9 protein-coding genes are annotated in these 14,014 nt (G+C 41.0%); 8 read left to right on the top strand and 1 reads right to left on the bottom strand.

The features are described 5' to 3' along the window. Positions 1-69: 69 nt before the first annotated feature. The 8 genes from KW060_RS08105 (at position 70) to KW060_RS08070 (ending at position 12,428) form a co-directional block, all read left to right on the top strand. Positions 70-2,850: a TonB-dependent receptor domain-containing protein gene (locus KW060_RS08105; RefSeq protein ID WP_249034310.1), complete on the top strand. Its 2,781-nt coding sequence runs from the start codon at positions 70-72 to the stop codon at positions 2,848-2,850. A gap of 86 nt (positions 2,851-2,936) precedes the next feature. Next, a complete protein-coding gene (locus KW060_RS08100) occupies positions 2,937-3,494 on the top strand; it encodes a TlpA family protein disulfide reductase (protein WP_249034309.1) in 558 nt (185 codons plus the stop codon). A gap of 64 nt (positions 3,495-3,558) precedes the next feature. After that, on the top strand, positions 3,559-5,955 hold the full coding sequence (locus KW060_RS08095; protein ID WP_249034308.1) for a penicillin acylase family protein: 2,397 nt from the start codon (positions 3,559-3,561) through the stop codon (positions 5,953-5,955). 26 nt (positions 5,956-5,981) lie between these two features. After that, entirely contained in the window at positions 5,982-6,608 is a 627-nt protein-coding gene (locus KW060_RS08090) for a class I SAM-dependent methyltransferase (RefSeq protein WP_249034307.1), read from the top strand. A gap of 72 nt (positions 6,609-6,680) precedes the next feature. Continuing rightward, entirely contained in the window at positions 6,681-8,111 is a 1,431-nt protein-coding gene (locus KW060_RS08085; protein WP_249034306.1) for a sensor histidine kinase, read from the top strand. Next, complete coding sequence (locus tag KW060_RS08080) at positions 8,108-9,526, top strand: sensor histidine kinase (RefSeq protein ID WP_249034305.1); 1,419 nt, start codon at positions 8,108-8,110, stop codon at positions 9,524-9,526. The genes KW060_RS08085 and KW060_RS08080 overlap by 4 nt, the downstream gene beginning before the upstream one ends. A gap of 32 nt (positions 9,527-9,558) precedes the next feature. Then, positions 9,559-11,001, top strand: coding sequence for a sensor histidine kinase (locus tag KW060_RS08075; RefSeq protein ID WP_249034304.1), 1,443 nt, complete (start codon positions 9,559-9,561; stop codon positions 10,999-11,001). Between the two features lie 8 nt (positions 11,002-11,009). After that, on the top strand, positions 11,010-12,428 hold the full coding sequence (locus tag KW060_RS08070) for a sensor histidine kinase (protein ID WP_249034303.1): 1,419 nt from the start codon (positions 11,010-11,012) through the stop codon (positions 12,426-12,428). A gap of 2 nt (positions 12,429-12,430) precedes the next feature. On the opposite strand, the gene KW060_RS08065 is transcribed toward KW060_RS08070, so the two are convergent. Continuing rightward, the gene (locus KW060_RS08065; protein WP_249034302.1) at positions 12,431-13,987 is read right to left on the bottom strand and encodes a serine hydrolase; all 1,557 of its coding nucleotides are present in this window, start codon (positions 13,985-13,987) and stop codon (positions 12,431-12,433) included. Positions 13,988-14,014 lie beyond the last annotated feature (27 nt).

Genomic DNA, 14,014 nt, shown 5'->3' with positions numbered 1-14,014 from the left:
ATTTGACATAATAAATTTAACGACATAACCTGTTATATTAAATAGATAAAGTATAGGGAGTTGTTAAAAATGAAAAAAACATTATTCAAAAATTCCAGTGCGCTATTATCTTTGATGCTTATGTCGTCGGTATCAATACCGGCGATAGCACAAGACGCAGATGACAATACAGATGTTATCTATGTCACGGGATCCTTGATCAAAAGACCTTCACAAGAAAATTCATCATCGCCGCTTAATGTGGTGACAACGGGCGACCTCGATGCGCAGGGGCTTAACAATGTTGGTGATCTGGCGCGGAATATGACCTTTAATGCGGGTGCGGAAATCAACACCGATGCATTTACGCAGAATTTTAGCACCGGGACAAGCAACGTCAACTTAAGAAACCTTGGGCTTGGGTCAACGCTTGTACTTTTAAATGGTAAACGCCAAACATTATCGGCCGCTTATGCGGATGATGGTAGCACATTTGTTGATACTGGGGCGTTGATGCCACTTATTATGGTGGACCGCGTTGAAACATTAAAAGATGGCGGTTCCGCCATTTACGGTACCGATGCGGTATCCGGTGTTGTAAATTATATTACCCGCAAAAATTTCGAAGGATTTGAAATTCGTGGCGGCTTGCAACAAACAACCAGTGACAGTCAATCCGATTATGATATTTCCGCTATCTGGGGAACAGAGGCAGGAAACGGTAATTTCGTTATTGCCGGTAGCTTCCTTCATAGAACTGCGTTATCCGCTGCTGACCGTCCGGAACTGACATCCGGCACGGGTATTTCCGGTTCCGGTCAACCCGGCACAATCATCTTCCGGGATCAAATTCCAGCAACTGACCCTTCACAGGATGCCAATTTAGATGGCCGAATAGATCTACTCCCTATAATGGATCCATATTGTGGTACTGCTGATCTTTCAATTCAAAACCCGCTTGGTGATCCAATTCCAACGGGGCCGACAACATCAATTACGCCAGGATCATGCGGATTCCAGTTTGACGGTTTTTATGACCTGGTACCAGAAGACGAACGTGTTCAATTATTCACGTCCTATGATGCAGATATTGGCAATGATATGCATGTATATCTTGAGGCGGCCTATTCAACCAACAAAGCCGTCAGAAGCAACGCACCAGCATTCCCAATTGCATCACCGCTTCCGGTGGCCGTTGGTGATGGTGCGGGTGCCGTATTGCCGCATGTACCTGTTGAAATTCAACCACTGGTGCAAAGCTTGAATTTATCAAGTGTGTTATTCGTTGGCCGCGCGCTGGGAAGTAATGGTGAACCATTTATTTCCAATCATAATAATGAAACATACCGTTTTGCTGGAACGCTTGACGGAAGGGTTTCTGACACCATGACATGGGAAACGTCGGTCAGTTACAGCAGTAATACATATGACATCAACGTGAATGATGTATCGCGTAATGCATATATCGGTGCATTAACAACGGGGACATTTAACCCGTTTGGAACCGCATGGACAACGCATCCGAATTCACAAGCGGCCCTCGACGCGATTATTTCCGAAAATACACTTTTCGGTGATACGTCGCTGTTTACCGCGGACGCACATATCACAACCGAACTTGCCGAAATCGGCAGCAGTGGTGAAATGGTGCAGTTAGCCGTCGGCGGTCAATACCGTAAATCAGAAATGAATTATAATTGGACCGATGGTTATAATGGTGTCCTTGGTGATGGTAGCAACAGTGTTGAAACCGATATAAACGGTGATCCTGTACCATTTTTCCAAGGGCCGCTTGCACCATTTAATGGTGGTAATTTAATGTTCCTTTATGGTGGGCCTGATTATGGTGGTGAACGTGATGTATTTGCGGGTTTTGCAGAACTTGCGGTGCCGCTTCATGAAACATTGGAACTACAAATCGCTGCGCGATACGAGGATTACGGCGACGGTGTAAACAGTTTTGATCCAAAGTTTTCTGCACTTTGGCGTCCAAATGATTATTTATCGGTTCGCGGTTCATACAGTACCGCATTCCGTGCGCCATCTATTTATAATACGGATGGTGTTCAAACATCACTTGCTGAAATTACGTTAGGACCTAGTTCGAATTTTATTCCTGTGACATCAATAGGAAACCCTGACTTAAATCCAGAAGAAGCTGAAGTGATTAATGTCGGCTTCACATTCCGACCTGATGATAATTTCAGAATGAGCATGGATTATTGGCGTTATGATTTCACTAACCTGATCACACAAGAAAGTCCACAATCTGTTCTCGATAAGGCTCTTGGTGGAAATGTCGTGGCTCAAGGTAAAGTTAAGCTTGCTATAGCAAACGACTTTTCTACGCCATACCAGATCATTACTGAAATTATCAATGCACCATCCGTTGTAACTGATGGATTTGACATGAGTGCGGCATATACATTTGACCTTGATTTGGGTGCGCTTACATTTGGTGCCGAGGCAACATATGTCAATAAATACGAAGGCGTAGATCAGGATAATGTGTCATTCGAAGGTGCCGGAAGCCGGAATTTCAGAACATTTGCCCGTTCAATGCCGGAATGGCGCGCGAACTTTAATGTTAGCTTCTCTGGTGAAAACCATTTTGCGCATCTATTCCTGCGTTATATCGACAGTTATACGGATGATCAGAATGATGTGGTTGTGCCGACTTATACGACCGTTGATTTCCAATATGGTTATATATTCGGCGATCCTGATAATGCACCGTTAACGGCAACCGTTGGCGTGATCAACATGTTTGATAAGGATGTACCAAGGCTTCAAACCAATGGTGGTTTCGATAGTAAGGTGCATGATCCGCGCGGTCGCATGATTTACATGAAATTGTCAAAACAGTTTTAATATAGGTATTAAATAATCATAAATAAAAAGGGTGTTTTTTTTCGCCCTTTTTATTATAGTATTGTGATGCAATAAGGGGGATACCAGTGCGCTATTTACTTACACTTTTCATAATAGTTTTTTCAATTTATACTGTTTCTGCCGCAGAAACGAATTTATCAGTTGGTGATAAAATTCCTGAAAAACTTGGGGTCAACCTTAATGGTGAAAAGGTGAGTGCTAGTGATCATAAAGGAAAAGTGCTTGTCGTTAGTTTTTGGGCTACATGGTGTCCGCCATGCAGAAGAGAATTACCAGTTATTGATAATTTGCAAAAACTTGCAGGAAAAGAAAACTTATCAGTTATAGCAGTTAATTACGGGGAAAAAGGCCGTGTATATCGCAGGTTTACAGAAGCTCTTGGTGAAGTAAACCTTACATTTACACATGATAAGCGTGGCCGCATTGGAAAAAAAGATTTTGGCGTAGGCGGAATACCACATATGGTTATTGCAAATCATGAAGGAATTATTGAACATATTCATATTGGGTATGGTGATGACACAATCAATAATTTAGCAAATGAGATAAATACTTTACTTCAGAAACGCCGTGAAGCGATAGCTTCTGTTCAATCAAGTCTTGATAAAGACGTTGCTGAGTAAATAAGTTTCTTTCTATTTTTTAATCTCTCCCTTAAAGTAAAATCAAACTTTTAGGGAGAGGTTCATGCGCATTGTTATTATCTTTGTTTTAAGTTTCATTGGTTTTTCGGCCACTGCACAGCAATCGGTGCAAATTGATGGGCTTAATGCCCCGGTTGAAATCATCAAGGATAAATGGGGTATTTCCCATATTTACGCGGAAAACCAACAGGATCTTTTTTTCGCACAAGGATATAACGCCGCCCGTGACCGTCTTTTCCAATTTGAAATCTGGCGCCGCAAAGCAACAGGTACACTCGCCGAAATTATGGGGGAAAAGGCATTAGAACATGATAAAGGCGCGAGGCTTTTAAGATTTAGAAATGACCTTGCCGCGGAACTTGCTCATTACCATGAAGACGGCACAGAAATCATTAACGCCTTTGTTGATGGTGTTAATGCCTATATCCGGGAAACGGAAAAGAATCCTGAATTATTACCGTTTGAATTTAAAACACTTGGTATAAAACCGGGGCACTGGACACCAGAAATCGTTATTTCCCGTCATAATGCGTTAACGGGTGGCATTTCCAATGAAATAATGCTTTCCAAGGCAATAACGGCTCTGGGCGCTGATGTCGTGCGTGAATATTACCCGTTTTACCGTGACACCCATTTAAAAGCATTCGATGGCATTGATCTTTCGAAAATTACCAGTGACATTATGGCCGGATACCGCGCATCACGAAGCATGCCAGCGTTTGATGCTAGTGATCTTGCAAACCCCGAAATGGCCGCAACCATCAACAGCAGCATTGATACGTTCGACGAACAATTCTGGAATGACCCGATTGAAGGGATCAACAACATCGGCAGTAACAATTGGGTGATTGACGGGTCAAAAACCGAAAGCGGTAAACCGATCATGGCCAATGACCCGCACCGCACCATTCAAAGCCCGTCATTACGCTATATGGTCCATTTAAACGCACCGGCAAAAGACGGCAAGCGGGGCTGGAACGTGATTGGCGGCGGTGAACCGGTATTACCGGGTGTTTCCATTGGCCATAATGAATTTGGCGCATGGGGTTTAACAATTTTCCGCATTGATCAGGAAGATTTGTATGTTTACGAAACCAATCCGGATAACCCGAACCAGTATAAATACAATGGTCGCTGGGCGGATATGCACACGGAAGAAACGGTTATAAACGTGCGCGGGCAGGGCGATGTCACCGCAACGCTTAAATATTCCATTCATGGCCCCGTTATTCACGAGGATACAGAAAACAATATTGCTTACGGTTTACGGGCAGCGTGGCTTGATATCGGGGCAACACCATATCTTGCGAGCCTCAGGATGGATCAGGCCGAAACATTCGAAGAATTCCGCGATGCCTGCAGTTTTTCCGGCTTACCTGGTGAAAATATGGTCTGGGCTGATAAAATGGGCAACATTGGCTGGCAATCGGTTGGTTTGACGCCGGTTCGTTTTGGCTGGGACGGTAGCTTACCTATACCCGGTAACGGTGAATATGAATGGTCAGGGTATGTTCCCATTAAACAAATGCCCCATGTGACCAACCCGAAATCGGGATGGTACGGTACCGCTAACCATCATAATGTCCCGGATGGTTATCCGAATATCTTTTCTGATTTTTATTCCGATCCGGCGCGTTACGAACGTTTGCTTGAGGTGATGAATGCAGCAGAGAACCACACAATTGAGGATAGCGAACGCCTTCAATATGATAATAAATCCATGAACGCAGAAAAAATCATTCCTATCATCAGTGCCTTAAGTGTTCCTGATGAATTACGCGAAGCACAGAACGCGTTGGGTTCATGGGACGCGAGGCTTGATCTGGAAAGCAGTGCGGCTGCGATATTTGATATCTGGGAACAGGCAATGTTAAATATGCTTTATAATCAAATTATGCCGCGTGATAAACAATCCCAAGTCGGAATGCCAAGCAGACAAAAATTAAAAGATTGGATTTTAACGCCAGATGCATGGGTTTGGGGCGATAGCGCCGAAACGTCACGTGATCATTTAATGGTAACTGCATTACAAATTGCCGTTGAAATATTAACCGAGGATTTCGGTGACGACATAGACACGTGGAATTATGGCCGCATCCATTATTCGGAAATCATTCATCCGTTAAGCCATTTGTTATCAGATGAATTGCAGGATCAGGTCAATATCGCGCCACTACCGCGTGGTGGGGGTGGTAATACACTAAACGCTAATCACGGTAACGAAAGACAACGATCCGGTGCCAGTTTCCGCATGATTGTTGATACCGCAGACTGGGATAAGGCCGTTGGCACCAATTCACCGGGACAATCAGGCGATCCAAGAAGCCCGCATTATGCTGATTTATTTGAAGGATGGAATAAAGGGGATTATTTCCCGATGCTTTATTCTAAAACTCTTATCAAACAGAACGTAAGTGAAGAAATTCATTTAAAACCATAAAGTTAAGATAAAAAGTTAAAGTGAAAATGAACGATATAATTAAAGAAATAGAAGACATCACATTCAAGGATTATGGCGGTAAGGCCGAAACATTCTGGGAACGAACCAAAGACCATGATGTAACACAGAATTATGCGGCGTTCCTTGAGCCATTCGGGGACCGTAAAGGCCTTGATATCCTTGATTTTGGTTGTGGGCCGGGTCGTGATGTCATGTATTTCAAATCACTTGGCCATAATCCAATTGGCCTTGATGGTACGCTTGAATTTTGTGAAATGGCACGTGAAATGACCGGATGCACGGTTTTGCATCAATCATTTAATGATCTGGATTTGCAAGAAAACAGTCTTGATGGTGTATTTGCCAATGCATCCATGTTTCATGTGCCAAGCGTTAATCTGCATAAGGTATTAACTGATTTAAATAAGGCACTACGCGATGGGGGTATTCTATTTACATCAAACCCGCGTGGTGATGAAGAAGGGTGGTCATCACCCGCGAGATACGGTAATTTTATGCAATATGATAAATCGGAAGAATACCTGAATAATGCGGGTTTTGAGGTCATTTCACATTATTACCGGCCACCAAACCTTCCGCGAGAAGAACAAAAATGGCTTGCCATGGTCAGTAAATCTGTTAAATATAAGTAGTACATAATATGTATCTTTAATAAATAATACAGTATAATTACCCACTTAGGGGCAAAACAAGCAAGTGAGTTAATGTTACTAATTGATGTCGCAACATTAAACGCAACAAGCACGAGCCTATATACGATTTTATTTATCCTATTGGGGATATTCTGGTTTCAAAATCGCGATATTGAGGCTGCTTTCTGGTGGGCGCTTTTCCCAGCTTTTCGAATTTTTAATCTTTTGATTTCTTCTGATACCCGTGACTATGTAATGAACTTGCCAATATATATCGGGAATTTTTTCGTGTTACTTTCCGGTGTATTCCTTCTTATTGGATGCATGAAGTTCGTAAAAATGAAAATCAATTATGTGTTGATTTATGCGTTTGTCGCGGTTTTTATAGCCGTCTTTGCTATACAATTTGCAGTGAATGTCGAATTCGAAACACGTGCCACCACCTTATCACTTGCGTCAATCATACTTGTTACGTTCAGCATGGTGGCTATCACAAAACTTGAAAATGAATATTATGTTTTTGAAAAACGGTTTCTGCTTTTCTGGCTCGGCGTTCAATTTTTAATATTTAGTTTCTGGCTGTTTTATGGGTTCCATTTCCCAGAAGGCAACATTGCCGCGATGGGCGTTAATTCATTGGGATTATTAAACCTTTCGCACGTGTTTATAACCGTCGGGCTTGTAATAATGGCGCTTGCGAAACGCTCAGAACAGCTTGAGGCGGAAAATGATCGCTATAAACTGGTTTCAAAATCACTCAATGAAGCACTCGGCGCATCACAGGAAGCAAACGAGGAAAAATCCGTCTTTCTTAAATCCATGAGCCATGAACTCAGAACGCCACTAAATGCGATCATGGGATACGCTGAAACCGTTCAAATGGATAAATTCGGAACGCTCAATGAAAAGCAGCAGGAATATATCGGCCATATTAAAACGGGTGGAGATTATCTATTGAAATTGATCAAAGACCTGCTTGATGTTTCCAACATTGAAATTGGCGCCGTTGATGTTGATATCGAAAAACAAGACCCGGCAAAACTGCTTGGAAAAACCAGACCCTTACTTGATGAACTGATTAGAAAAAATCAAAATGATCTTTCAATCGAAAATGATTTTAAAAATAATGATTGCCCGGATGTTTATGTGGACCCGGTTCGTTTTAAACAGGTTATGATTAATATTGTTTCCAATGCATCAAATTATAGCCCGGAAAAAAGTAAGATTACAATTCGACTTTTTAGAAAAAATGATGATTACGTAAGAATAAGTGTTACTGATCAGGGGCTTGGTGTATCTGCGGATCAGGCAGAAAACATATTTAAACCGTATCACCGGGGTGGTTATGAAAATTCAACAATTGATGGTGTGGGTATTGGACTTGCGGTGTCAAAAACCATGATAGAAGCCATGAAGGGCGATATTGGTTTTGATAGCAAAATGGGTAAGGGGGCAACATTCTGGTTTGATATCCCCATTGCGCATGAGGGGGAAGAGCAATGATGGAATTTGACATCTTCACCATACAATTGATGATCACGTTAACGCATGTTGTTTTATGCGTCGTTATTTACAATTTTTCCCGTAAAAACAGTGATATTGAAGGGCTTAAATGGTGCATATATGCGTCACTTCTGCTTTCGGTTGAAGGGTTCGTTTCAATGTTCCCTGAAATCCGTACTGCTGTTCCGATAAATTATGTGCTTAATTTTATTGGCGTTCTTGCTTATGTCTTGTTGATGAACGGTATATGGCAATTTTGCCATGTAAAAATCCAGGAAATATACATCTGGGCGATACTGTTATCCTATATTTTATTTGAAATAATGGATGCTCTTTTATCATTTAATATTAACATCCGCCTTAATGTCACGGCCGCGTTTATTTCCTTAGTACTTTTAAGCTGTATGTATGCGTTAAATCATTTAAATAAAAAAAGCTATTTCTTGGAAAAGCTGTTTTTACAAATCCTAATCACTGCACATATCCTCGTATATTTAAGCTGGTTCATTGAAATCGAAGGCGTTATTCAAGATAATCTTCAATATAGAATTTTAAGCTTTGCGGCCATTTACGTAATTGATGCGATGATCATTATCGATTTGCTGTTTTTGATTATGGCACGTAGAAGATACCAACTGTTTTTTGAAAATAACCGTTATAAAAAAGCGCAAGAGGGCATTTCTGATGCCTTGTCCAAAGCAAACATGGCCAATAAATCGAAATCAATTTTCCTGACGAATTTAAGCCATGAATTAAGAACGCCGCTTAATAGTATACTTGGTTTTTCCGAGGTGCTGTTAAGCGATATCGCCGGGAAATTAAGCGATAAACAGTCCGAATTCGTTAAAAGCATTAATGACAGTGGTAAAAGCCTGCATAAATTAATCACGGGTCTGTTAAACCTATCCAATATTGAGGCGGGCATTGTTGACATCGATCTGGTTGATGAAAAACCGGATGAAATTATGGGTTGGTTATTTCCCAAAATAAAAGAAGAAATGAAAGAAAAACAAAGACGTTTCTCTATTGATAAACTCGACAGTGATTTTGAATTACGTGAAAAAGATGTGATTAAAGTTGATATAAAAGCCTTTAATCAAATCATGAAATCATTACTGGATAATGCGATTAAATATAGTCAGACAAATAGCCGCATTAGGTTAATTCATGGGAAAACAGACCATGACAAGTATCGTTTTTCTATCATTGACGAAGGAATAGGTATAGACAAACGCCACTTTCATAATGTATTCAAACCATTAAACCGCGCAGGTTTTGAATATCAGGGGGTCGATGGTGCCGGAACGGGCCTTCCAATTACTAAGGGGCTAACGGAGTTAATGGATGGTACAATCGGTTTTAAAAGCGAAAGTTATGTCGGAAGTGAATTTTGGGTTGAATTTCCGCTCTATTAATTAATAATGCAATTGACTAAGGGGTGTGACAATTGGATTTTTTTCTTGATATTGCGACCATTACAAGCATAAGCAGCTTCTTTTACGCAATATTGCTATTCATATTATGTTTTTTCTGGCGACAAAATTCAGATATTGACGCCATTATGTGGTGGTGCGGGTTTCCATTATTTCGTCTTGTGAATAGTTTGATTTCATCGGATTCAATTCAATATGATAATGAATTTATCATTTACGTTGGCAATGTTGCGATTGTCGCATCGGATGTGCTGCTGATGATTGGTTGTTTAACATTTGCTGAAATCAAATATAATTGGAAACATATCGCCGGCTATATGGTGGCATTCATTCTTGTGTGTCTGGTGCAGCTCGGTCTATCCGCGGAACTTGCTGCAAGAACCCAGGCGATCGTCGCATTTGCAATCATCCCATATTGTATTTCGATTTATGCGATGACGCGGCTTACAAGAAAATGTTTTCTTGTGGAAAAATATTTCGCTATGTTTTGGATGTCATTTCAATTGGCGGTTATGGGATTTTGGATTTTAATCGGATTTGATTTTGATAACCCTGCTTTTAATTATGGCGTATTGCTTAGCTTGGCGCTTGCTTACTTAAGTCATATTTTTATCTCACTTGCGCTTATCACACTTGTTATTGCCTGGCGCAGGGGACAGCTTAAATCAGAAAGTGAAATACAAAAAAGCTTGGAACAATCACTTTCTGTTGCGCTAGAGGCTGCAAAAAAAGCCAATGTGGAAAAGGATGTGTTTCTTAAAAATATGAGCCACGAATTAAGAACACCACTAAATGGTATTCTTGGTTATTCAGAAAGCCTTAAGCTTGATTTTTATGGTGATCTTAATGAAAAACAGATGGAATATATCGACCATATTCATAATGGCGGTGAATTCCTTTTAAAATTAATCACCGATCTGTTGCATCTATCAAATATCGAAGAAGGCAAAGTTGAAATTAATTCTGACAATGTAAATTTGATATCGCTTGTGAATAAAACATTGCCTCTTCTAAATGAAATCGTTGGTAAAACGGACGTTCAGATTATTTTGGAAAATAAAATCCCGAGTGAAAAAAGATCATCAGCCGCGATTTTTGTTGATCAAATTCGTGTGTCACAAATTCTGATTAATCTGGTATCTAATTCCGCAAAATATGGTGATAAAAAATCAGACATTATTCTTGCCATGTCAGAAGTGGATGATCGTTTTTACCGAATTTCCGTAACCGATAAAGGGCCAGGGATTTCGCAAAATAATCAGGACCGCGTCTTTAGACCATTTGACCGGGCCGGTAAAGATGACACAAAAATCGAAGGGGTCGGTGTCGGACTTTCTATTGCAAAGCAATTAATCGAAGATATGAATGGGTCAATTGATTTCATCAGTAAAGTTGGCGTTGGATCAACATTCTGGATTGATGTTCCAAAAACAGAACAGCGGGCATTACGGGTTTAGGAATAAATATGAATACTCTTGACGGATATACAATACAGTTTAGCAGTGCAGTGATTATCGCTGTGATTGCCGTATTGATGTTCATATTGTGGATTGTACATAGCCGTCCACGTTCCATTATGTGGTGGGTGATTTTTTCCTGTACGCTTACGGTGGATACTGTTTTATCCACTATGCCGGAAATTCGAAACATGGATACCTATATTTATGTTTTTAATACATCTGCATCATTTTCATATTTTGCGCTTTTGATGGGCTTTATTGAATTTGGTGAAGTCAAAGTGAATAAGAAAATATTCATCGGTGCCATCATACTTTGCGCGCTGATTAATACATATGGCTTATTTAATCCGTTCGAAGATGAAACAAGACGAATGGTCATTATTGGCTTTAATACTTTATTCCTGATTGGGTCAACATATGTGCTTCATAATTATGATGATGAATCATATTCACTTGAAAAAGCGTTAGTGCTGTTTTTATTAATTACGCATTTAACAATTCACGCTTATTGGTTCTATTTGGAATTTGATGTATCGGGTGTTGATAATACATCCTTTGCAAGAAGCGTTTCGCCGATATATCTTGTGCTGATTTTAATTATGATAAGTTTGTTGCTGTTAACACTCGGGCGCACAAGAAACGAACTTGAAAAGAAAATTGAAAAAAGCGTTGCCGTAAAAAATGCATTGTCGCATGCGTTAATGGAAACCAATGTTGCCAATAAATCAAAATCGGTTTTCCTGACGAATATGAGCCATGAATTAAGAACACCCCTTAATATCATTATTGGTTTTTCTGATGCCCTAAAAATGGAAATGTATGGACCGTTAAATGATAAACAGAAAGGGTTCATCGGAAATATTCATTTTTCCGGCTTGCGCTTATTAACGTTGATTAATGATCTATTGAACTTAAGTAGCATTGAAAGCCAAAGTCTACCGAAGAAATTAAGAAAAATCCGTCTTAGCGAGCTTATTGAACCAAACGAAGAAAAAGTAAAAGAGATCGCCGCCAAATACGGTGCCAGTCTTTATATCATCGACGATACGGACCATGTTTCCGGGTTAGCATTTATATATTCCCGTGAAGAATGGATCACACAAATTTTAACGGCACTTATTGGTAACGCGGCAAAATACGGTAACCGTGGCGGAAAAATCTGGCTCAATATTTTTGAATTAAATGACGATGTTCTTAGGATCACTGTAAAGGACGAGGGACACGGTATTGCGAAAAACGAGATCAGCAACGTATTTAAACCTTTTAACCGTGCTGGCGTTGATAACAGGGCGATTGAGGGCACTGGCGCTGGCCTTGCCATCGTTAAAGGGCTGGTCGACGCCATGAGCGGTAAAATAGGGTTTAATACCGTTCACGGCGAGGGGACTACATTCTGGATTGATATCCCGCTTAATAAGGTTTGATGTTATTCGATCTTGGTAAAATCAAGGTCATGGAAATCATAACTAAAATCGGTGAGGGGGGATATCGGCTTCATTTTTAAGCCGTTCACTTTTCCTTCGAAATCGGTACTGAACATGGCGTAAGCATCCGCACTAAAGCTACGGTCTTTCCAGATAACCTCAAACGTATTGAATTTGAAAGGGTTCATTGGGCCATTAAGCTTCTTCGATTTGTGGGCGGTGAAATAAAGAGTACCATTTTCCATTGAAACGGTCACATCACCAAACCACGGGTCACGGTAAAGACCTGTATAATCTGATAATGGTAATAAGGCCTCCGCATTTGCGTCTGCGCGTTCGGCGGCAACCTGTCTTGCGGCACGTTCTTGTGACCTCTTGCGTATTTCGGCGTACCTAGCCGTCCAGTCCACATCGCCTGTTTCAAGGTATGTTTGGCTGATGTTTTCCATAATGGCGCGCATGGCGGATCCATTTTCCGCATTGGTCAATACAACGATCCCAAGGCGTTCCTGTGGGATCATGACTGTATATGTAACCATACCCAATAGACCACCTGTGTGGGATACATGTTTTAAACCATGATAATCTTTAAGCCTAAAACCAAGGCCATATGCTGCGAAATTGGTACCGTGCCAATTTTTGTCGTTTGAACTAACGGGCTGGATGGTTTGTGGTGTCCACATATCATCATGTTGTGTTTTGCTCATTAACCCTGCACCATCATTTAAGTGGGTTTGTACCCATTTTAACATGGCACGGGCACTGCATTGAATACCCCCTGCAGCGGCAATTACCATTGGTTTGCCTTCTTCATTAAGTCTTCCGGCAATTTGTAATTTTCCGTCAACCTCGACATGTGGTTCTGCAACATTGGGGTCTTCGTGAACTGTGGTAATATCCGCACGGCATCTGTCACCAATGGCGAGCTGGTTCATAATGCGCGTTTGCACAAATTCTTCGTATGACATGCCGCTGGCGGCTGCGATAACTTCGCCCGCAACAACATAAAGCGTATTGTCATAGGCATATTCCGATCTAAAGCCACTGACCATTTTTAGGTGCCTTACATTTTCAATGATTTCCTGACGGTTAACCCCGGTTGATGGCCAAAACATTAAATCACCCGCACCAAGGCCCATGCCGCTTCGGTGGGTGAGCAGGTCACGTATGGTGAATTCTGCGGTGATCCATGGATCCATCATTCTGAAATTCGGAAGATAATCAATAACCTTATCATCAAGGGTAAGAACCCCATCATCCACAAGTATCGCAAGGGCGGCTGCGGTAAAGGCCTTACTGTTTGATGCAATGGCATACATAGTATCACCATCCACAGGTTCACCGGTCGTTACATCGCGAACGCCATATCCTTTTAAATGTTTGATATTTCCGTTTTTAATGACGCCGACCGCAATACCGGGTATATTAAATTCAGCCATCGCATACGACACGAATTTATCAAGTTGCTTTTCGGTCATATCAGCCGAATAAGCAATTGAAGACGCACCAATCATCATAGATGCAGCAAGTAGCGTTCGTTTAATCGATGTTTTGATCATATTTCCCTCTTAATTCATCATTTATTA

This window comes from Pseudemcibacter aquimaris (assembly GCF_028869115.1).
GTDB lineage: Bacteria > Pseudomonadota > Alphaproteobacteria > Sphingomonadales > Emcibacteraceae > Pseudemcibacter > Pseudemcibacter aquimaris.
The sequence above is the reverse complement of the archived record's forward strand: the minus strand, read 5'-3'. Positions and strand labels throughout refer to the sequence as shown.